Origin of the sequence: Paenibacillus piscarius (assembly GCF_022234545.1) — a bacterium.
Taxonomy (GTDB): domain Bacteria; phylum Bacillota; class Bacilli; order Paenibacillales; family Paenibacillaceae; genus Paenibacillus_AQ; species Paenibacillus_AQ piscarius.
The window spans coordinates 19,681-43,007 of record NZ_JAIEUI010000031.1 but is presented as its reverse complement, the minus strand read 5'-3'; the positions used below and the strand labels follow the sequence as shown (position 1 = coordinate 43,007).

Annotated in this window: 14 protein-coding genes; all 14 read right to left on the bottom strand. The window is 55.7% G+C overall.

Annotated elements, in window-relative coordinates; translation table 11 throughout:
• Positions 1–2: 2 nt before the first annotated feature.
• The 14 genes from K1558_RS30420 to K1558_RS30355 all read right to left on the bottom strand — a co-directional run bounded on the left by K1558_RS30420 (position 3) and on the right by K1558_RS30355 (position 23,280).
• Complete coding sequence (locus K1558_RS30420) at positions 3–1,718, bottom strand: extracellular solute-binding protein (RefSeq protein ID WP_238655713.1); 1,716 nt, start codon at positions 1,716–1,718, stop codon at positions 3–5.
• Positions 1,719–1,823: 105 nt separating this feature from the next.
• On the bottom strand, positions 1,824–2,702 hold the full coding sequence (locus K1558_RS30415) for a carbohydrate ABC transporter permease (RefSeq protein WP_238655712.1): 879 nt from the start codon (positions 2,700–2,702) through the stop codon (positions 1,824–1,826).
• Positions 2,703–2,720: 18 nt separating this feature from the next.
• Entirely contained in the window at positions 2,721–3,680 is a 960-nt protein-coding gene (locus K1558_RS30410) for an ABC transporter permease (RefSeq protein WP_420800484.1), read from the bottom strand.
• Between the two features lie 682 nt (positions 3,681–4,362).
• Positions 4,363–8,694, bottom strand: coding sequence for an endo-1,4-beta-xylanase (locus K1558_RS30405; protein WP_238655711.1), 4,332 nt, complete (start codon positions 8,692–8,694; stop codon positions 4,363–4,365).
• Between the two features lie 122 nt (positions 8,695–8,816).
• Positions 8,817–9,200 (bottom strand): hypothetical protein, encoded by a 384-nt coding sequence (locus K1558_RS30400; RefSeq protein WP_238655710.1) that lies wholly within the window; start codon positions 9,198–9,200, stop codon positions 8,817–8,819.
• Between the two features lie 375 nt (positions 9,201–9,575).
• Positions 9,576–11,945, bottom strand: a complete 2,370-nt coding sequence (locus K1558_RS30395; protein ID WP_238655709.1) for a glycoside hydrolase family 95 protein — start codon at positions 11,943–11,945, stop codon at positions 9,576–9,578.
• An 85-nt stretch (positions 11,946–12,030) separates the two neighbouring features.
• Entirely contained in the window at positions 12,031–13,764 is a 1,734-nt protein-coding gene (locus tag K1558_RS30390) for a hypothetical protein (protein ID WP_238655708.1), read from the bottom strand.
• 15 nt (positions 13,765–13,779) lie between these two features.
• Positions 13,780–14,652 carry a carbohydrate ABC transporter permease gene (locus K1558_RS30385; RefSeq protein ID WP_238655707.1) on the bottom strand — a complete coding sequence of 291 codons (873 nt, stop codon included), beginning with the start codon at positions 14,650–14,652 and terminating at the stop codon, positions 13,780–13,782.
• A gap of 28 nt (positions 14,653–14,680) precedes the next feature.
• Positions 14,681–15,547 carry an ABC transporter permease gene (locus K1558_RS30380; protein ID WP_274529163.1) on the bottom strand — a complete coding sequence of 289 codons (867 nt, stop codon included), beginning with the start codon at positions 15,545–15,547 and terminating at the stop codon, positions 14,681–14,683.
• Between the two features lie 119 nt (positions 15,548–15,666).
• Positions 15,667–17,262: an extracellular solute-binding protein gene (locus tag K1558_RS30375; protein WP_238655705.1), complete on the bottom strand. Its 1,596-nt coding sequence runs from the start codon at positions 17,260–17,262 to the stop codon at positions 15,667–15,669.
• A 336-nt stretch (positions 17,263–17,598) separates the two neighbouring features.
• Positions 17,599–19,836, bottom strand: a complete 2,238-nt coding sequence (locus tag K1558_RS30370) for a helix-turn-helix domain-containing protein (protein WP_238655704.1) — start codon at positions 19,834–19,836, stop codon at positions 17,599–17,601.
• Between the two features lie 18 nt (positions 19,837–19,854).
• On the bottom strand, positions 19,855–21,057 hold the full coding sequence (locus tag K1558_RS30365) for an MFS transporter (protein ID WP_238655703.1): 1,203 nt from the start codon (positions 21,055–21,057) through the stop codon (positions 19,855–19,857).
• Positions 21,058–21,067: 10 nt separating this feature from the next.
• The gene (locus K1558_RS30360; RefSeq protein WP_238655702.1) at positions 21,068–22,051 is read right to left on the bottom strand and encodes an ROK family protein; all 984 of its coding nucleotides are present in this window, start codon (positions 22,049–22,051) and stop codon (positions 21,068–21,070) included.
• A 41-nt stretch (positions 22,052–22,092) separates the two neighbouring features.
• Positions 22,093–23,280, bottom strand: a complete 1,188-nt coding sequence (locus tag K1558_RS30355; RefSeq protein ID WP_238655701.1) for an ROK family transcriptional regulator — start codon at positions 23,278–23,280, stop codon at positions 22,093–22,095.
• Between the last annotated feature and the right edge of the window lie 47 nt (positions 23,281–23,327).

The window sequence follows — 23,327 nt, the reverse complement described above, 5'->3', positions numbered from 1 at the left end:
TGTTACTTCTGAATGGATTCGTACCACTCATTGACCTCTTCGGTCACTTTATCGCCGCCTGTAGTTTTCCATTTCTCTACGAAAGTATCGAATTCGTCCACGGACGCTTTGTCATAAATGATTTTGTTCAGAATTTCCTTCTCCAGCTTCTCCAGCATATCTCCACGGGAGAGCTGTGTCTCAGTAGGTGTACCTGTGAACATCTCAGGCATAACGCTGTCCTTCTGGTCGATGATGATCTTGGCCGCCTTGATCTGCTCAGGAATACGCTCGGACAGGTTCTTCTCATACTGGTTGGCAGGCTCTGCTCCATCAGCCAGCTTAGCCAGTGTGTTCATCATCAGGTTCGGGATAATCGCACCGTCATAAGTCAGCGTGTAACGGATCGCATCCACCCAGCCGCCAGGGATCTTATCGGTATCCTGCTCTTTCAGCACGGTGCCGTCTTCAGCGATATCATAGTCATAGCCTTTGGCGAAGCCGTTAACGAAGGTAGTACTCTCCGGGTTGGCCCAGTGGTCAAACAGATAGTTCTGGTAGACGAAGAAGGCGTCCTTGTGCTCCATATCCTTGTTGATCAGAACAGCGCCGGAGGCAATCTTCGTACCGTGTCTGCCCACCTTGCCGTCTGGTCCTGCAGGAAGCGGATACGCCTTATGCAACGCACCCGGAACGTTCTTCTGCAGATCCGGCAGCGGCCAGCCTGTCATCCAGTAAGGGCCGACAATGATACCGGCTTTGCCTGCAGTGAAGGCTTCTGTTGCTTTGTTCTCATCATACAGACCGGATTCGGAGGAGATATATCCTGCCTTCATCCATTTCTGCATCGTGGCCAGGCCTTCCTTCATCTCCGGCTGAACCGAGCCGTAAGCCAGTTTGTTATCTGCGGTCTTGTTCCACTGGTTTGGCATCGCGCCGAACATCCCGAAGATCCAGCCGGATTCAGACATCCAGGTGTTGAGGTTATTTTTGAAGCCTACAGCGAGGCCTACCGTATCCTTTTTGCCGTTGCCGTCAGGGTCCTGGTTCGTGAACGCGTCAAGCACGGTTTCAAGCTCGGCCAGATTGGTTGGAGCCTTGAGGTTGAGCTTCTGCAGCCAATCCTCGCGGATATACATCACTGGGTCATTATTATAAGCGTTTTCGAGAATCGGAATACCCATACGTTTGCCGTCTCTCATGTAAGGATTCCATACGCTTGGCTCTTCTGCCATCGCTTGCTTGTAGATATCAGAAGCATATTTATCGAACAATTCGCCCGCATCCGTGAACTGGCCGCTGTCGATCAGATCAGAGATCAGGGAAGGGCTTCCACGGAAGGAGATGATGTCCGGCATTTTCTCGCCTGAGGTCAGCATCAGACGCAGCTTGGTTTCATAAGCATTGTTCTGGTCGCTGACTGTCCAGAGATACTTGATATCGATGCCCAGCGTATCCTTGGCCCATTTGGTGTGTACGTTGTTCTCAATGTTCTCGCCGTTCTTGAATTTCAGACTGCTTGCAATCGGAAACACCGTGCTAATCGTTACAGGCTCAGTGTACTTCCCATTCTCAAAAGGAGCGGAATACATCGAATCCCCATTTGCCGCAGGCTTGTCTGCCCCGTCTGTGCTGCCCTTGGCCGCATTGTTGCCGTCGCCGCCGCATCCGGCCAGCAGGCCGGCCAGCATCGCTGTAGATAACACTGCCCCGGTAGAGAATTTCATTTTCTTTATCATTATGATCTTGCACCCCTTTAAATAAAATTTAATCATATTAAGTATATGAGTCAATCTTTTTTAGCTTCCAGCGCGTGCATCACCCCCTTTCGTTAGGAAGGGCGGCTATTCCTTAACCGCCCCGAGGACAATTCCCTTCACGAAGAAACGCTGCAGGAACGGATACACGATGAGAATCGGCGCCATTCCGATGAAGATCTGGGCGGCCTTGACCGTCCGCTGCGAGATATTCTCCAGATCCTCCGGACGTACGGTCACTTTACTGAAGTCCTGCTGGACAATGACCGACTGCAGGAAGGTCGCCAGCGGATAGTTGCGGTGATCCGTCATATAGAGCAGGCCGTCGAACCAGGAGTTCCAATGCCCGACGATTGTGAACAGCGACAGTGTAGCGATGGCCGGCAGGGATACCGGGAGATATACGCTGAACAAGGTTCTGAAGTGGCCGGCACCGTCAATGAAAGCGGCCTCCTCCATTTCCTTAGGCACGGCCCGGAAGAAGTTAAGCAGCAGAATGATGTTCCATACCGAGACGGCACCCGGCAGAATCAGCACCCACAAGGAGTTCATCAGATGCAGCTTCTGAATCAGAATGTACATCGGCACCAGACCGCCGCTGAACAGCATCGTGAACACCAGCAGCCAGATATAGATATTCCGCCGTCTGAACCGGGCGCTGTCCTTGGACAGAGCATAGGCGGCCAGAAGGACGATCCCCATGCTAAAAGCAGTTCCCAGCACCGTCCGCTGCAGCGTCACCCAGATGGACCGGGTGAAATTCTCATTGGCTACGGTTTTGGTATAAGCGTCCACGGTGAAATCTACCGGCCACAGCCCGACGAGATTGGCATTGGCAGCTGATTTGCCGCTGAACGATACGGCAAGGACGTGAATCAGCGGGACAAGACACATGATCGAAATGGCGATCATCAGAGTATAGTTGAACACGGTGAAGATGCGGTAAGGTTTTGTTTTATGATACATGCCAGATTGGCCTCCATTCTAGAAAATACGGTAGTTAGCAAATTTGTACGACAGGCGGTAAGCTGTTACGATCAGGACAAAGCTGACAACGGATTTGAACAATCCGACCGCTGTGGAGAAGCTGAACTTACCGTCAACAATTCCTAGTCTGTAGACAAATGTATCGATGATGTCCCCTTTATCGAAGACAAGCGCGTTGTACAGGTTGAAGATCTGGTCGAAGCCGCCGTTAAGCACGTTACCAAGCGCCAACGTTCCAACCACGATGGTAATCGGCAGCATGGCCGGCATGGTAATTGACCAGGTCTGCTGCCAGCGGCCTGCTCCGTCCACTTCAGCCGCCTCATACAGCGCCGGGTTGATTCCCGCAAGAGAGGCCAGGAAGACGATGGTGTTGAAGCCGAACTCTTTCCAGACATCACTCACGACAACAACGAATCTGAACCAGTTCCCGTCACCCAGGAAAAAGATCGGCTGGATGCCGAATACACTCACCAGCACCTGATTAATTAAGCCTCCATCTCTGGCCAGCAGGTCGGAGAGGATACCGCCCAGGATTACCCAGGACAGGAAGTGGGGCATATAGACAATGGTTTGTACCATTTTCTTGAACGCCATCTTGCGGATCTCATTGAGCAGCAGTGCGAACAGGAATGGAACGATCAGGTTGGCGATCATTTTCAGACCCGCAATAATCAGAGTGTTCCAGATCACCTGCACGTTCTCGGGAATGCTGAACAGATATTCGAAATGCTCCAGCCCTACCCATTTGGACCCGCTGAAGCCTAAGCCCGGCTTATAGTTTTTGAAGGCAATCGCCAGGCCCGTCATCGGGATATAGGCGAAGATCACTGTCAGGATCAGAGCCGGCAGAACCATCAGATCAAGACTGAGGTTCTTCGTCCATTTTGATTTTTTTCGGGGCTTCCCCGCATTGACATCCAGTTTCTCGCCTTTTACGCTGGCTGGCGTAACCATGTTTTTCATGCTTCTGCTCCCCTTTGCTGGTCAACGTGTATCCGTTTACTTTGTTTATAGATTTATCATACCTAGCGGAGCATGGCAGTTACATGATAAATCCAGAGCATCGATAACAAAATGATAACCAAGTTAAGTGTGGGGGGTGGAGTTGCATGAGTTGTTGGCTTGGGTGGACGCTCCACGAACGAAACGTTGTTACAATCGCTGTTGTCTCCAGATTTTATTTATTCTCCTTAGCGGTGAAAATCCGGGGACAAAGGCGACCGCTGCCGCTTTTCCACAATCGTTCCGTTCTCTCCGCTGTTTAAGCGGGGGGCAATTCGAGTAGATTCCAGCTGCGCCGCCTCCAAACGAGGTTTGGGCCGCTTACTACAGAATTAGTTGGAAAAACGTATCTTAATTTAGCCGGCTTGGAGCTTTTGAGGAAATTAGGTGGATTAATGTTATTTATTTTCGGGAAAATCTTCTTTTTGTTCTGATCCCGGCCTAACAAGTGCCTTTTTTCCAACTGTTGTCCCGCTAGGTCTATTCCGCGCGCGAACAAGTGCCTAAAATCCAACTATGTCCTGACGCAGAAGCCGGACAAAGCGGGGAAGGCAGATAAAAACAGCGGCCCCCCCTTATAAGGAGAACCGCTGCTCAATCGAATTTATCCACTCTATCCGCTTGTTCTTTAGAATTACTCGCTTATGCTGAAGGTCCGGTACACCAGTACTGCCGCATGAGCCTTGGTCATCTGGGCCTTCGGCAGGAAGTAGCCGTCCGGTGTGCCCTGGATCAGACCAGCAGCCCGCAGCTTCCCGGCAGCGGATGAAGCCTCAGGCGTCAGCTGGTTCTGATCCTTGAAGCCTGCCACTGCTGTAGGAGAAGGCTTCAGCGTGATCCTTTGCAGAGCAGCCAGTCTGTACATCATAACCGCCATCTCCTGGCGGCTGACGGCATCATTCGGGCTAAACAGCCCGTCTGCTCTGCCTTTAACTATACCTAATGCGCTTGCAATGCCCACGGCCTCGGCATAAGCCGAATCCTTGCTGACATCCTTGAAGCCCGCAGCGCCTGCTGTAGCCTGAAGGTCGAAGGCACTGACCAGCAGCTGGGCGAATTCTGCCCGGCTCATCATAGCGCCGGAAGCATAGGAAGCCTCTGCCCCGATAGGAATAATTCCCCTTGCCGCCAGAGCTTCAATGCTCTCACCGGCCCACTTGCTGTCCTTCTGCTCCGGGATGCTGACGGTGGAGACGGCATACTGGCCCAGCTGCTTCGGCTGGAAGGATACGGTGGCAGAAGCCTGGTCGTATTTACGGTCCTTCACTGCTGCAAGCTTTCCGTTCTCCAGTACCTGGTATACCGCAATCTGATGCGCGCGCTTGCCGGTCTTCAGCTCATAAGGGAGCATAAGCGTAAGGGCATCCGCGCTGACCTCTGTGACCACTGCTCCGTGAATGGCAAGCGAGAAGTCCAGTACAGTTGCCCCATCCAGGCGGGCCTTCACCGCTGCCGCCAGACTATCCTGCGCTATTCGCTTCACTTGCAGTTGTAGGATATCCCCAGCCTTAGTATTCTGCAATTTCAGCAGCTCCGTGTTCAGGCTTAAGACCGCACCGAAGCCGCTCTCAATCTGAATCTCTTTAATCTTGGGCTGTGCAGCGAGACTCTGGAGCGGAAGCCCAAGCTGCAGCACTTCGGCTCCTGCCGCAGGCTGGGCGGCAATCTTCAGAATGCCGCTGTCCAGCGACTGCTGCACGGCCTTACCTACTTCCTCCTGCGGGAGATTCACCTTCACAAGTCCCGCCTGATCCGGGGCAGACTGTACAGTAAGCTGTCCGCCGGTGAAGGTCACTGCCGGACCAGGGGCCTGTGAGGATGGAACCGGGCCTGAGGATGGGGACGAGGAAGTCCCATCTGTAGGAGTTTGCGTTGCCTCCTCAGGCGCCACAAAGGTCAAAATCCCGAAATTAGACGTATCCTTCCACGTATTCTCGCCCTTGTCATTCCACTTGCTTGTGCTGCGTGTGCCGTCACCGCGGTCGTCATTGATCTGCAGGTCAAGCCCGATCGCATTTCCCGCTTTGGCCTTGATGGTTCCGAAGTCGATCTTCGCTTCTACTCGATAACCGGCTTCTGTACGGACCACCGCACTGGTCAATCTGTTATCCGAGGCTCCTCCGCCGAAGGACGCCACATTATTGATATTGATCCGGTATTGGCCGTCATCCCCCTCATAATAAGGAGTTCTGCCGAAATTCTCATCGATGAAGATCTCCACCGAATCCTGATCCCATGGATTTACAGCATCCGCCTTGAGCACAGCATCCTTCACATCCACGATCAGATATAGGCTATCCTCCGTCCACATCGATCTGGCTTCTGCGGTGGTGCTGTAAGGAGCGGAAGTCAATTTGACGTCAAAAGGCTTCGCCTGCTCCCATACCGCGTCCATCTGCCCGTCAATCTGCACCTGCCCCTTCACCGACTCCGCCGAATTAGGCATTACAGCGAGCTGAAGGACACCGTAACGGCTGGTATCCGTATCCTGGGATTGGCTTCTGTCATTCCAATAGGCAGGAACTGAGCCTGGAGCACCGGCATCGCTGACACGGATATCGAAGCCAAGCTCCTTGCCGGCAGAACCTTTGACCGTTACGAGCGGTATTTTGGCTTCAATAGTATAACCGCCTTCACGTTCCTTGCTGGTGAAGCTGACGCCTGCTGTCCCTGTGCCTGAACGCTGCAGGCTGATCTTGCGGTCATCCGGCTCATAGGCTGTGGTCTTCCCATTGTTCTCATCCAGGAAAATCTCAACCTTGTCTTCCCCGTTCACACTGGTGTCGGTAACCTCTGCCTTGACATACAGGTTATCCGTATCCCACAGCGTATGAACCTTGGCAGTTACAGTACTGCCCTGTTCAAGAGCAATCCCTGCGGTCTTGTTCCACAGTGCTTGCCCGGCTGCGCCTGCTTGAGGTGTACCCTCCAGCGCTACGGCTACATTGTGGATGTCAGGCAGCTTGGAGGGGTCAGCCGCTCCCCAGAAGGCAGGCTTCGCCTTGAGCTGCTCATCGAATAACATGGCATGGTTATTGTAGCTTTTCTCATCCTGCACGCCCCAGATGGAGACTGAGGAGATCGTGTCCTTATACTTCTTGTAGAGCTCAAATAGATCGTTATACCGCTTGCCCTGCCGCGCAGCGATATCCGCCGGCAGCGGGGAGGACGGACTAATGCCCGAATCGACATCCAGCTCGGTGATCTGAATATCCAGCCCAAGCTGGGAGAATTGCTGAATGGTCTTCTCGATCTCTGGAATGGACGGTGAATACAGGCCATGGTGAGACTGGAGGCCCACGCCGTCGATCAGATTCTTCGCCTTAAGCGTCTTCAGCAGCTTGTAGATATGCTCACGCTTTTCGGGAATCTCAGTGTAATAATCATTGTAATAGAGCTTCGCCTCCGGGTCGGCCGCACGGGCGAACTCGAACGCCTTCTCGATGTAATCCGGGCCAATCAGGTTATACCACGGGGATAATCTCATGCCGTCCGGACCGCCGCCATTGTCGGCAATCGCTTCGTTTACTACATCCCAGGCATAGATTTGACCCTTATACCGGTGCATTACGGTCTCAATATAATTCTGCAGGCGATCCAGCAGCAGCTCCCGGCTGGCCGGCAGGCCGTCAGGACCTGTGAACATCCACTCCGCAGCATCGACGTGCCAGAGCAGCGCGTGTCCGCGGAGTCCCATGCCGTTCGCCTGGGCAAAATTCACATATTTATCCGCTCCGTCGAACACATAAGTGCCCTCGGAAGGCGCTAGGAACTTGGGCTTCATTTCATAGGTAGCTGTAATGCTGTTAAAATGCTTCTTCAGCAGCTCCCCGTAGACCCCTTCCATCTGCCAGGAATACGCTGCAGCTCCGATGGCGAAGTCGGCGGCGTAGATATCTTTTAACGACGGAATATCCTGTTCAATGCTCAGCTCTGTAGCAGGCTCCACAACCACATCATCGACATAGAAGGACAACGTATCTACCGTATCCTCTGTAATGTAAGGCGTCTCCACGAACAGATTCAGCTCAGACGGCTGATCGCTGTACTGGAACGTTCCCTTCAGCAGATGCCACTGATCCCACTCATCGGCCTTGATGCTCACCTTATCGATTGCATTCCAGCTCTCGGAGCCGGCTTTTTTATACACGGTCATCTGCAGACTTTTGTCAGCCTCCGGCTTCTCCTTCAGACGGACATGCAGCGAGAACTGGTAGCTCTTGCCCGGCCGCAGATGCTCCTTCACACTCAGACTTGGCCCGTAGAAGCTGCGCTCTCTTCCCTCGACCAGCATACTGCGGGTCCCGGTGTTGGCGGTATCCTGGCTCACGGACAGTGACTCCGGTCCAATCCGGTTCTTCCAGCCCTGAAGCGTTCCGTCTTCAAAATCCGTTCTCAGCCCCTCCTCCCCATCCGGGACTTCAACTGCTGCGGCAGTGATCTTGACATCATCCACGTAGAATGCAGTTCCTGCTGCGGCTTCCGCGTAGATTTCGGTGAAGCCTACCTTATCGCCTGTAATATAAGTACCTTCGAGATAAGTCCATTCCTCCGGCCACTGGGCCCCGTTCAACTCCGCTACAGGCTTCCAATCCTCGGCTTCGCCGATTTTGGTATGTACCGTGAATTTGACCGGCGACGGCGATTTCACCCATGCGCCTACGGTGTAGGCTGTATTCGGAGCCATATGGTCCGTCAGCACGTGGTTGGGGCCCTCCCAATCCTTGGTTCGACCATCCACATACAGGCTGTAGGCGCCACCGTGGTAGACTTCGTTCGTAACTGTAAGCTGTTCGTCGCCTTTCTTGGTCCAGCCCTGCGTGGTGCCGTCTTCATAGTCTGAAGCGAGAACCACGGCAGGTCCTTCCTCGGACGCCGCATAAGCTGGTGTGCGCATCGGCAGCACCGAGGCCGCGAGCACGGCCAGCGCAAGCCCTAAGCTCATTATTCGTTTACGTTTAGACATCTGTACCCTCCTAATTTCCATCATAATTAAGCGCTTACACAATGAATTATAGTCGATTGGAAATCGTTTACAAATAACAATTTGATAGTATTGATAACAAAATAATAAGGGGAGCGGGGAAATTAGCGGTTTTCCGCATTCACACGGCCTCTCTTGCACCAGTTACATGTTTCGAACCACGCGCCCCCGCCTCTGTACAATGTAGTCGGTTTTTCGATTACATTCGGTCCGCACAGCACCACCTGGCGAAATGTAGTCGGTTTTTCGATTACATTTGGTCCGCTCAGCACCACCTGGCGAAATGTAGTTGGTTTTTCGATTACATTTGGTCCGCACAGCACCACCTGGAGCAATGTAGTCGGTTTTTCGATTACATTTGGTCCGCACAGCACCATCTGGAGCAATGTAGTCGGTTTTTCGATTACATTCGGTCCGCACAGCACCACCTGGCGTAATGTAGTCGGTTTTCCGATTACATTCGGTCCGCACAGCACCATCCGGCGCATTGTATACTGTTTTCCACATACATTTGCTCCGCGCAGCACCATCCGGCGCGATGTATGCTGTTTTCCACATACATCCGGTCCCCACGGGCACCATCCGGCGCATTGTATGCTGTTTTCCACATACATCCGGTCCGCACAGCACCACCTGGCGAAATGTAGTCGGTTTTTCGATTACATTCGGTCCGCACGGCATCATCCGGCGCGATGTATGCTGTTTTTCGATTATCTTGCTTACCCCCTGGTGACTGATCTCTGCCCCGCCGTAATCCGGTAGACTCCCTACTCCACACAAACAAGCAGCACACTCCATCCCTCCGAAGTGTGCTGCAAACTATACAGTCTATGAGTTACTCTTCCTTATTTACTCTATCCGCTTCACTCCGCATACCGCACAACGACACGTTCCCCAGCCTGCATCTGAACCCGTACCAGCCCGTCCGCCCCAGGCTCGACATGCTGCCGGAGTTCCCCGCGCTCTACCACTAACGGGCGGTCTGCCAGAATGGAGCATTCTCCGCCAAGGTGAGCAGTGATCTCCGCTTGTCCGAGACTGCCGGCGCTCCAGATCAGGCTCACTTCGTAGCCGCCGCGGGCCCGCAGTCCATTCACCCGGCCTTCGCCCCAACTGGAAGGCAAGGCTGGCAGAAGCTCCAGATACCCCTGATGCGATTGCAGCAGCATCTCGGCGATTCCGGCCGTAGCGGCGAAGTTCCCGTCGATTTGGAACGGCGGATGGGCATCGAACAGATTCGGGTACACCCCGCCGCGTTCATTATTGATCGCATCCGGCTTGACCAGGGTAAGCAGATTGGAGATTAGCTGCTTGGCGCGGTCGCCCTGCTTGAACCGGGCCCACAGGCCGATTTTCCAGCCTAGGCTCCAGCCGGTTCCGCCGTCCCCGCGAATCTCCAGCGACGTTCTGGCCGCCTCGAACAGCTCAGGCACCAGCGACGCCGTGACCGCTCTTCCCGGATAGACGCCGACCAGATGGGAGACATGGCGGTGATGCACATCCTCGTCCTCCAGATCCGCCGACCATTCCTGCAGCCGTCCGCCCACGCCAATCTGCAGCGGCAGCAGCCGCGCACGGGCGGCCTCCAGCTCAGCCGCGAACTCCCCGTCCAGCCCGAGCTGCTCCGCAGCCTGGATACAGTTCGTGAACAGCTCGGCGATCAGCGACAGATCCATCGTGGCCGCTTCACTGACTGCATACTTCTTGTCCCCGTCCACGATCTTATGCTCGGGCGAAGTGGAAGGCGAAGTAATGAGATAGCCGTCCTTGTTCTCGATCAGCCAGTCCAGGCAGAACAGGGCCGCCTCCTTCATTACCGGGTAGGCCGTCTCCCGCAGATAGGACAGATCGCCGCCGAAGGCATAATGCTCCCACAGATGCTGGGTGAGCCAGACGCCGCCCATCGGCCAGAACGCCCATACCGGGTCGCCGTCGCCATATCCGCCGACCGGGGCACTCTGCCCCCAGAGGTCGGCATTATGATGGGCGACCCAGCCGCGCGCACCATAATTCGTGCGCGCCGTCTCGCTGCCGTTAACCGCCAGCCGCCGGGTATAGTCAATCAGCGGCTGGTGCAGTTCGGCCAGATTGCTGACCTCGGCAGGCCAGTAGTTCATCTCCGCGTTGATATTCAGCGTATAATTGCTGCTCCACGGAGCGCGGGTATCCTGGTTCCAGATCCCCTGGAGGTTCGCCGGCTGTGTGCCCGGCCGGGAGCTGGCAATCAGCAGGTAGCGGCCGTAATGGAACAGCAGCTCCACCAGCCCCGGGTCCTCACTGCCGTAAGCGGCAATCCGCTGGTCCATCGGCATTCCTTCCGGTGCGGGACTCTCCCCAAGGTGCAGCTCCACCCGGTCAAACAGCGCGCGGTGGTCTGCAACATGACGGTCCAGCAGCCCGGCGTATGGCTCACCGATAACGCACTGCACCGCTTGCGCGGTCTGCTGCTGCACATCATAATCGGCCTTCACCGTGCCGGACTGCGCATCGAAGGAGGTCGCGGCGCTGAAATACAGCACAGCCTCCGTGGCCCCTGTGACCCGGATGCCATCCGGAGTGGCTTCAAAACTGCCCCCGGTCTGGACCGCAGCCAGGCGGCCGTGGAACTTCAGGCTCCGTGGCGACTCCCCGCCGTAACGAACCGGCTGTTCGACATCGTAGTAGTTCGGGGCTACATATTCGGGAGCATGTCCCGTGATCGTATAATGCCCGTCCTCCACCGCCGAACGGAAGCGGAGCGGGCTGTCCAGCTTCGCCCGGAAGCTGAGCTTATGCTCCTTATCGGCCGTGAGGCGCATAATAATCACCTGGTCCGGATGAGAGGCGAAGACCTCCCGGGTGTAACGGACGCCGCCAATAACATAGGAGACAGTGCCAATTCCCGTGGACAGGTCCAGATGCCGGCTGTACTGATCCGCCGTCTGCCCGTGCTCCATCGTCAGCAGCAGATCCCCGAACGGCAGGTAGGATTGCGCGTAGGGGCCCATCATTTTTTTGCATAGCTCATCCGCTTCCTCGTTGCGGCCTTCCGCAATCAGCTCGCGCACTCTCGGCAGCACCTCGCGGGCCTCCGGGTTATTCCAGTCGGTCGGATACCCTGACCACAGGGTGTCTTCATTCAGGGCCAGACGCTCCTGCTCAATGCCGCCAAAAATCATTGCTCCCAGCCGTCCATTCCCGACTGGAAGCGCCTCCACCCAAAAATTCGCCGGGGTGTTAAATGATATATTCATTATGCCAGCTACCTCCATGCACCTCTATTTCTGAACCGTCAGATCCTGATCGATCCTGACAACACTACCATTATAGCTGCATCTGTCAGGAAAGACGAATCCTCATCGTGTAGTCCAGCGGAGTGATCAGCGTGACGATGACCTTCTGGCAGCCGTCCGGGTAATTCATGCCCCGGATCGCTGCCAGGTGATGCTCATGGCAGCCCTGCTCCAGCTCCATCCAGTCCTCCCCGGAGCTGTAGCGCAGCGTGCCCGAGGTCCAGAAGGACGCCCCGCTCATGTCCGGCACGGGAACCAGCCCCGGGCTGTCCAGGCTGCCCTCGCTGCCGAACAGCAGGACGATCTGGGTCAGCACATCGGCCGGAGACATCGCAGTGAAATGCAGCTCCCAGCCGTCCTCCCGCTCGCTTATCCCGACTTGAACGCGGCTCGTCTGGTTATGGGTAAGCGGCCGCTCGCCATGGGGCAGCAGATACCACGGGCTGGCAGGCAAGCCGGTGCGCGAAGGCAGCTTATCGGCAGGAATAGTGCCGTAGTACCCTTTCCCGGCTACAGACTCCAGACGGTAGCCGCCCGGCAATTCCGTCAGCGTATCCATCGTCACCAGACCCGGCTCGAAGCTGGAGGCCAGCTGAACCCCCAGCAGTCTGGCCCGGCCGTGCCGCAGCGAGAACAGGGACGACGCTTCAGTCATCACGCTGACGCTGGTTGCTCCGCTGAGAATTCGGGCGACTGGTGCACCGAATTCAGTATGCTGCTTGCTGTGGCGGACCGGACCGCCGTAGCCGTCCTGCCCGATCCGGCTAAGCAGCTCCCGGCGGTTGAACCCGCTGTTAATCACCTTACGGTAGCTGTCCGGCAGCTCCGCCGGGCGGACGGCATCCGCCTCCAGCTGCGGATACAGCAGGAAGCCCAGCATAATCTGATTGGGCAGCGAACCCGGATGGGTAACCGAGTCGCCCGCCAGCTCCGCCAGAGCAGCGAATTCGGGGTCGCGGTCATGCTCAGCCATCAGCTTGTAGCAGAGATAGTAGTCTGCCAGCGAGAAGACACTGCCGAAGTCCTGCCGCCCCGAATAATCCGTAACCACCTCACCGTCCGGGTGGACGAGATATTTCATCATCCGCAGATTCAGGCGGACCGGCTCCAGCAGCTCGGGCCGGTTCAGATCCTGGGCGGCATAATAGAGCATGATGTCACTGACGGTGTTATAGATGCCGTTACTCCGCTCGGTCCACTCCCCGTCCGGGGTAATGTCCATGCCCTCCTGGAGCCATTCCCCGGCTCTGAGCCGCAGCGCCTCCAGCCCGAAGATCCGGTACAGGGAGCCCAGCGCCGCAGTCAGCACCCAGCGGTGGTTCGGTGTATGCACCCCGCCGCTCAGCATGGCCGGAATTGTCCGCTCCAGGAAGGTTCGGATCTGCTCAGCCACCGGCTGGAGCGGTGCCCAGCTCTGCCGCTCCAGCAGGGTAAGCATATTGGCGAAGCCAACCACCACAAAAGCCGTATCCGGCGGCGAATGGTAATTCGTCCAGCCCGGCGAGACCGTGCCATCCTCATGCTGGAACCGCAGCATGAACGCCATACCCTCCCGCAGCCGCCCGAGCAGCGCCAGATCATGGGCATACCGCGATTGCGGATTTACCAGCGCCGCCGCCCAGGCCGCCAGATACTGGGCGGTTCCGGTATGATTTGGCCAGGCTACACCGCTGTAGGGATCACGGACGCCTCCGAAATAGCGGCTCTCCCGGTCCAGGATCTGCTGCTCCATAGAGGCTTGTGTCCACTCGTCATTAATTGCCGTAATCTTGTTGAACATCTGTCTGCTCCCTCCTTAGCCCTTAACAGCCCCGGTCATTACACCAGACACGAAGTATCTCTGCAGCCAAGGATAGACCAGCAGAATCGGTACGGTAGCGAATACCACAGTAGCCGACTTCAGACTCTCAGGTACGACGGTGCTGACCGCGTTGCCCTCCATCCGCATCAGATCCGTCACCTGGCTGTTCTGAATCATATGGTACAGCTTCAGCTGCAGCGGATACAGCTCCGGCTTCGTGATATACATCAGCGTATCCTGGAAGCCGTTCCACCGGCCCACCGCATAGAACAGACTCAAGGTGGCGAGCACCGGCATGGACAGCGGCAAGATAATGCGGAGCAGGGTACCGAACTGGCTGCTGCCGTCAATCTCAGCGGACTCCTTCAGCGCATCAGGAATACCCGAGAGGAACGAGATCAGGATAATCATATAGAAGGGACTGATCAGCCCGGGCAGAATCAGCGCCCAGATGGTGTTCAGCAGATGCAGCTCCCGCGTCAAAATATATTCCGGAATAATCCCGCCGCTGAAGAACATCGTCACTACGATGAGGAACATGAAGATTTTGCGCCCCTTCAGGTCCTTCTTCGACAGCGCATAGCCGGCAGCAACCGTCATCATCATGCAGAGCGCCGTGAACAGAGCGGTCAGGAAGACCGTGAAGATCAGTGAGCGGATCATGGCGGCGTCACTGAACACTTTTTTATAAGCCTCAATATTGAAGTCCATAGGGAATAATGTCACCTTGCCCGAAGCAATCGGGACCGTTCCGCTGAAGGATACAGCCAGAATATGCACGAATGGAATCAGGCACGCCAGCACTGATAAGGTCAGGCAGAGCACAATCCATGTATCAAACGCCTTGTTAGCTGCTCTTTCACTCATATTTGTACACTCCCGATCCAAAGGTTGATTATAGAATGCTCTCGTCTGTAAGCCGCTTGGAGATATAGTTCGCCGCCAGCAGGAATACCAGTCCTACCACCGCCTGGAACAACCCGACCACCGTAGCCAGCGTGTACTGCCCCGACTCCAGTCCGATCCGGTAGACGAAGGTACTCAGCACATCCGAATACTCCATGACCGCCAGATTACCGATGACGAAAGGCCGCTCGAAGCCAATGGAGATCATGTTGCCCAGGTTAATAATCAGCAGCGTAACAATTGTCGGCTTGATCCCTGGAATCGTAATATGCAGGATGCGCTTGAGCCTTCCGGCTCCATCGACCTCGGCCGCCTCAAACAGCTCCTTATTGATGCCGGTCAGCGCCGCCAGATAGAGAATGGTTCCCCAGCCTGCACTCTGCCAGACACCGGTCAGCAGGTAGGTGATCAGCCAGTAATTTTTGTCGGAGAGAAAAGGAACAGCGTCCAGCCCCAGGCCCGTCAGCAGGTTGTTGATCATCCCGGACTGGTTCCCGAACAGCTGATACACAATCCCGCCGATGATTACCCAGGAAATAAAATGCGGAATATACAGAATCGTCTGCGACAGCTTCTTGAACCACACCACCTTAAGCTCGAACAGCATAATGGCAATAATCAGCGGTGCGGGAAAAGAAACGATCAGATCGAGGAAATTCAGCATCAATGTGTTACGCAGCGTAATATAGAAATCCTGGTTCGCGAACACCTCACGGAACCCGTCTAAGCCAATCCATTCACTGCCGCCGATCCCTTTGAAAAAGTTGAAATCCTTAAACGCAATCTGTACACCGTACATAGGGCCATATTTGAAAATAATAAAGAACAACATTGGCAGCACCAGCAGTGCGTACATCTGCCAATTTCTGCGGAAATAGCGGGTATATTCCACAACGATTCCTCCTCCACGGGGCTTTGGGCTTAAGGTGCAGGGGCCGCCAGACCGGCAGTCCAGCCGCCCCCTACCTTCATGAATTATTTCTGCTCGCTGTAAGCCGCTTTGCGTTCATCCAGAATCGCCTGTCCGCCGCTGGACATATAGTCCTTCATCATACTCTCATAGGTGGCATCGAATTCGCCCGGCGACACCATAATCGATTTCACCATCAGCTGCTTCACCTTCTCGGCTAAGGTCGTGCCGTATTTGCTCTCCGCCTCAATCGGACGGCTGGTGTACACTTGCTCAATCGGATTCGTGTTTGAAATCTCCAGCGCCTTCGCTACGATCTCCTGGTACTTGGTGCGGAAGCTCTTCACGAAGGCTTCATTGTTCTTCTCCTGGCTCTCAAAAATCCGCCCGTTGGCGATAATCCCGATATCCCCGCCGCCCATCAGCTTGTTGGCAGATTCCTCGGACATATCCGGGATGGAGACAGGCACACCATCCTCCAGCTTGTAATGCTCGCCTTCGATCCCGTTCTGGATATATTGCAGATGATCCTCAGAAGCCATCCAGTCGAGATACTTAATCGCCTCCACCGCGTGCTTGCTGGATTTCGGAATCATGATATACATACCGTTCGGAGCGGATACCGGCTTAGCGGTCTTGCCCTCGCTGTTTGTGTACGGGTCAATGGCAGTCAGCACAGCATTCGGGTTATTCTTCGACAGAATGTCGTAGGTTCCGTCAGGATAGAAGATGGCGTCATTGTCATCGCTGAAGGCTCCTACAAGCCCGTTCCCAATATTCTGGGTAAGAGTCTCTTTATTCTCATCCAGGGCAAAATCCTTGCTGATCAGCCCTTCATTATACAGCTTGTTCAAATATTGAATCGCATCCTTGAAGCCGGGCAGCAGCACCGGATAATCGCGGGAGCTGAGGTTCTGTGTAAGCTCGAAGCGCTCCTGTTCGGAGACCGGCTTAATGAAGGACCAGACCAGCGAATCATACTGCGCTGCAGCGATCGTCATGCCCAGCGGGATCACCTTGCCGCCGGTACCGCCCGGGTCCTTCGTTTTGAAGGCGGTCAGTGTATTGTAGAGCTCGTCCGTGGTTACCGGAACCGGCAGCCCCAGCTTATCCAGCCAATCCTGGCGGATGAAGGAAGCGTATTTGCCCACTGTTGAGCGTTTCGCCGGGATGCTGAACTGGACACCGTCATATTGGCCGTAGCGCAGTGTATCCTCACCAAGGAACTTGGTCAGATTCTGCCCGTATTCCTGCAGCAGCGGGGCCAGATCGGTTAATCCGCCCTGCTCGGCATATTTGTTGAAGGTCCCGGAATCGTAGGTGAAGACAATATCAGGGACATCGGTTCCGCTGGCCATCAGCACATTCAGCTTGGTTACTTCTTCCGAACGGGGGATAGGGACAAATTCCACATTGATATTGCTCGCCTTGCCGAAGTTCTCTTTCACATAATTGGTCAAAAAGTTGTCCGAGGCGGTCAGTCCCGCCGGAGCATTGCCGCGGTCAAAAATTTCGATCTTCAGGCTGCCAGCCTGCTGCTCGCCGCTGCCGCTATTGCCTGCGGCGGAGTTCTCCGATGAACATGCGGACAATACAATGGAAGATACAAGAACTGTCGAGAGACCAAGCGCCACTTTTCTTTTACCGTTGCCATTTGTCATCTTTCCTATCACCTATCCCTTTCGAATTCTATTTCAATCAGCCCGTTGTCTCTACGTTACGTTTCAGGCTTGACCATGTGATGAATTATTACACTGAAAGAATGAATGTACAATATACATGTTTCCTGTCGAATTTTCATGAAATTCCAATACTGACGCAGCATTTTTCAATGTAAATATACAATTATCGCAACCAGACATAGCGAAAGATCCTTTCAGTCACAAAAATAACTTCCATAAAGACTACGCATAATGTCAACTTTATCATATAAAAACTCAAAAAAAGCGCAAACCCGGAATTTCCCCTCCGGGTTTACGCGGTGCCTATTCATTGTGCTATTGCTTTTGCTTGCGGTAATCCCCCGGCGTCATTCCTGTGATGCGTTTGAAGACCCGCCCGAAGGTAATAGAATTAGCATATCCAATCTGCAGCGCGATATCCTGTATACTGTCCGAGGTATTCTCCAGCAGCTCCTTAGCCTTCCCTAACCGCAGCTCGGCCAGGAAATCCACGAACTTCATGTTGAACTCTTCCTTGAACAGGTAGCTCGCATATTTGGCAGAGATCTGGAACCGGTCACTCAGATGGTTCAGAGACAGATCAGGATTGGCATAATGCTCTTCAATGTAATGCTTGACCTCTGTTATCATAACCCGGTGACTCTTCAGCTCATTGGCTGATACATAGACATGGTAGGTTTCATTCAGCCAGGCTGTTAGCAGCTCCCTAATCTCCTCGAGATCAGTACTGCTGCGGATGCGTTCCTTCATGCCTCCGGTCCATGCCGCCGCCAGCTGGCGGTCAAGCGTGTCTGATAATCCCTTCAGCTCCTGCTCCAGAGCTTGCAACAGGACCTCCAGCAGCATATAAATCTCTTCATCCTTCAGCCTGTCCCGGCGGAACGATCCGAAGATCTCCTCCAGCCTGGTCCGCCAGTTCTCGCCGGAGAGCCGGAATTCCCGGACCAGCTGGGTGAAGCTTCCGAAGTATTTATAGCTCTGCAGCGCGGAATCTTCCTGCCGGTCTGCGTGGGCGGCCGCCACGCCCGTGCCCAGCGAGAGCCGGTGGCTCAGCACTTCAGCCGCAGCGTTATAGGAATGCCGGATCTCCTGCCAGTCTGTAACCGCCGGGCCAATCCCGAAGGTCAGCGAGAGCCGCAGGTTATCCATAATCCAGCTATGACAGCCCTTGGCCAGCTCCAGCAGAGTATCGGGGTTATTCTCCCCCGGAGGCTGCCGCAGGCCGATCATAATCCCGAGCCGCTGGCCGCTGATCCATTCAGACCAGGCCTGAAGCTGCTGGCTGGCCATCAGATCGCCCATGACATTGGTAAGAGCGAACTTCAGCAGATTCTGATCCTGCTCAGGCAGGGAATGCCAGTCCTTCTCCCGGTTCAGCTCCGCTGTCATGACCACGAAGGCTGCGAAATCCCGTGTGCCCCCGAAGGGGTCCACCGCAGCCAGCCGCTCCGCTGCATCCTCCAGCCGCTCACCGCTCAGGAAGTCCATGAACAGCTCCCGGCGCTGAATGACCAGATTCTCATAACGCTCCCGCTCATAGTCGGTCGTGACCTGAACCAGCCTGTCCAGCGCATGATGCATCAGCGCCAGCTCATCCGAAGCGCCGTCCGGGGCTGCTCCAGCCTTCCGGTGCTCCGGCTGAAGGGACTGAATCCGCAGCATCAGCTGATGGATCGGCCGGTAATTCCGCCGGGTAATATAGATGATATAGAACACACCCAGGGCAATTGTCACCAGTCCGATCACGAACCAGACGTAGGAGATGACAGAGATCCAGTCGAACAACCGCCCGGCCTGCAGGCCGCTCTCGAAGGTCCAGCCTAGATTCTTCGCCTCAATCGTGGACAGCGTTCTGTTCTTCCCGCCGTCCTCGGCTGGCGGGGAATCATAGATCGGGTTGCCTGCGGCATCCTTGATATGCAGGAAGGACAAGTCTTCATTGGTCAGACTCTCCACCAGCCGCTCCAGGCGGTATACGCTGACATTGATTACAATATAGCCTTCGGAGCCCCAGGGGATCGGCAGCCTCCCGGCCATGCTGATCACCTTGTGCAGCTCACGGGAATTCCTGGCCTGAATCTCCCGCACCGTGCTCCAGCCATGCGTCTCCTTGTCCATCGAGAGACGGTTCAGATAATCCGCCTCCCCGGACTGCTCCAGATTCATGTATCCGCTCTGGCTGAGGATCTGCTTGTCCTTGCTGCGGTAGACATAGATGGAATCAATGAGGCTGAAGCGCTCCGAGAGCTTGTTCATGCTCTGCACAATCTCATAGGAGCCGCGGACCGGCGAATCGCTGCCGGAGGGAGCATCCAGGTAATCATTATAGGAATAATTGCCCCCAATCTCCTGCAGCACCCCAAGCTCGATATCGCCAAGCGTCCGCTCCACTGTATCGGCAATATAGCTGGTCGAGATATAATTGGCCTTCCGGGTCTCACTCCGCGACAGCTCGGTCACAATCATGAAGGCCAGGAAGATCAGCACGGTCACTACAAGCAGAAAGACAGGGAAGTATGAAAATAGCATCCGACTATACCAACTGCGCTTCATCCCGCTTCCCCCTCCTTCTTATGAATGCTGCTGGCGCGCCCGCGATACCGATTGCACCCGGTACAGCAGCAAGGCGCCCAGCGCAGCACTGACGGTACACGAGAAATACATCAGCCGCGGTCCGCCGGCATCTAGCAAATACCCGTTCAGCAGGTTCCCGGCCATGCCGCCGAGCCCCACGAATACCATGTTGAACAGGCTCTGTCCGGTGGCTTGCAGCTCTTTGCCGGTGATGGAGGCCACATACTCCACGGCAGCGATATAGAAGAAGCCGAACGACAGGCCATGCAGCGTCTGGACCCCTATCATAACAGCCGGAACCGGAACGAGCCACTGGATGGCCCAGCGGAGCATGTAGGCGACGGAGGCCAGCATCAGAGTTTTCTCATAACCGTATTTGCTCAGAACCTTAGAGGCAACGAGCATAGCCGGGACGCTGGTAATCGAAGCGATCAGCAGAGCAATCCCTGACCACGCGAAGCTGCCGCCCGCCATCTGAAACGTCAGGACAAAAAAGGAGTTGAATGCCGTCAGTGTCTGGTTCACCAGGAAGCAGCCGCCCAGGAAAAGCAGAAAGACCCGGTTGCCCAGCAAGCGCCGGATTCCGCTGGTGAAGGTGACATTATTCGTCCGCCGCTCCACATTCACCGGAATGGTGATGACCAGCGTCAGAGCCAGCAGATTGAAGAGCAGGAACGGAATCCACAGCTCGGCAACTCCCAGCCAGTTGAGGTACAATCCGCCGAAATAGCCGCCGAGCGCCGTACCGATACTGCCGAACAGCCGGATCGTCCCGAAGGAGGTGCCTGCCGCTGAGGCCGCACTTACAGCATAGGAATCGGCAATCGGCGTCTGGGTACTCTGAAAAATCGTATATATGCTATATACAATAACGATGACCGCAAGCCATCGGACATTGTATAGATAGACTATTGTTCCCGGAACAACCAGGGTGAGCATCAGTACCAGCCTTGTCCGCTGATAGCGGTCTACCAGAATCCCCCACAAAGGCTGAAACAGAATCGCAAGCAAGGTGCCGAAGGCCATCATCGTCCCGATGTTCCGGCTGGTCATCCCCTGATGCACCAGAAGCGAGGTAACATAGGGGTTGAAGCTGCCTCCCGCCAGGCCTGTGAAAAGATAGAGCCCGCGCATTTTCAGGAGGGTACTGCTCTCCTTGCTGCTTACATTGAATCTCATTATGCTTGTTCCGCGTTTCATGTTCAATCCCTCAATTCTTTCCTATGCCAGCGGCCAACCCGCTTCTTGCAGCCCCAGCCGCGCCGATGGCCCCCGCCTGATTGCCAAGCACCGCCTGCCGGAGCGTCAGTGCTTGCCGTGGAGCATATCGCCCTACACGCCTTGCAATCTCCTCCACGTAGCCCGGATTCTTCTCCACAACTCCGCCGCCGAGCACGACAAGCTCCAGATCAAGGGTGAGCGCAATATTCTTCACCGCCGCTGCCAGCTGCTCATAGGCCCGGTCCAGCAGCCCGGTTGCCGCTTCATCCCCCCGCTGCGCTGCAGCGAATACATGCTCTGCCCGGATCGGGCCGCCATGTGCCAGCTCGCGGATCAGTGATGGGCGGCTATGCTTGTGCAGCTCGGCTGCAGCCTTGACCCCAATGCCTGTGCCGGAGACCTCCATCTCAAGCGGTCCGAATTCACTATATTCCGCAGCAGGCTTTGCGCTAATTGCCCCGGGCTCCACGATGAGATAGCCGATCTCCCCGGCAGCATATCCGGCTCCCCGGTACAGCCGCCCGTTCAGGAACAAGGCGCTGCCGACTCCTGTACCCACTGTGATCATAATGAAATGCTCTGCGCCTGCAGCCGCTCCGGCGTAATATTCCCCGAGCGCCGCCATATTCACATCGTTGTCCAGCACCACCATCCCACTGTAAAATGAGGCGATAATCGGACGGATATCGGTGTCCGGCGGCCAATTCAGGGCAGGAGCACTGGTGAGTGTACCGGTCTCTTCATTCATGACGCCAGGGAATCCGAAGCCCACTCCCTGCAGGGAGGATAGCGTGCCTCCGTTACGCTTGCAGAGCTGCTCCAGTTCATCGAACAACCAGCGGAAGAACACCTCCGGGTCCCGGCTCAGCCGGGTCTCCAGCTTATGCTCCACCAGAACAGCTCCTGCCTCGTTGGTCAGGCAGATCAGGGTTTTGGTTCCGCCGACATCAATTCCGGCACTATACATCTTCATATCGCATTCCCCCGCATTTCTTGTAGATTCTGAATGGGTGCTCATTGTTCACGTAAGTCCCGCAGGTGGTTGAATGCAGATTGCACCGCAATCTGCACCGCTCCAAGGACAACATCCCTGTCGCCGTTGCCGGAAGCGGCCAGCTTCGGCTTCCGCTGCAGCCCGCTCAGCTTAGCTTCCAATCGGGGCAGCAGCACATCCCCGTGACGGCCAAGCTCTCCGCCGAGAATGATCGTCCCGGGAGCCATCAACGCGCAGATGCTGACAATCGCCTCAGCTAGCAGACTGCAGTAGGCATCGATCACCGTATGGGCCAGCCGGTCCCCTTGGCGTACTTCATCAAGCAGCTGGTCTGCTGTAATCCCGGGCGATGATATCAGAGGCCCGGCGGAGGATTTGGCCTGCTCCCCGGCCTTCTGTGCCGCCAGCCGCAGCAGGCCGTCTGCGGACAGCACCTCCTCCAGCCGGCCTGCGCTCAGCGTCAGATTAGCGAGTTCACCCGCACCGCCGCCAAGCCCCCGGTAGATCTCACCATGGATAATCAAGCCGCCCCCGGTTCCTTCCCCGATGGAGAAATAGAGCAGAGATTGGCCCCCCGCTGCGCCGGAGCTGCTATACTCTGCCATGGCAGCCAGATTCACATCGTTCTCCGTCACCACCGGAACCGGGAAGAGTTCTGCCAGAGCAGCCTTGCTTAGAGCTGCCTCGCATCCCCGCAGCGGCGCGACAAGGTCAGATACCGTGCCGTCTGCCGGGTCCACCACACCGGGAATCCCGAAGGCCGCCGCCCGGATCTTCTCCCAGCTGATCCCGGCTGCAGCAAGCAGTCCTTCCACCGCCTGTACCAGATAATCCTGGAATGCACTCCCGGTCACACTGTCCTCCGGCAGCGGCAGCTGCTGATCAAGCACGATCCCGCTGCTCATATCTGCCAGCGCCAGTCTCATCCTGCTGCCCCCCAGCTCCGCACCTATGATATAGAAGCATGTCGGGTTGAACTCCAGCAGCGTTGCTTTGCGGCCCTGGGTATTCTCTGCCCTGCCTGTCTCCCGGACCAGCCCCCGTTCGATGAGCTGAGTAATCGCCGAAGAGACCGTAGGCTTGCTCAAGCCGGTATGGCGGCTAAGATCCGCCCGCGATTGCGGCCCGCCGGATATAATTTTGTCCAGAATCAGATATTCATTCAGATTGCGCATCGCCTGGGGCGTCCCGGCCGTCTGCATCCTCATGATCCATACTCCGTTCTATATTATTCTATATTGTTAATTAACTTTAC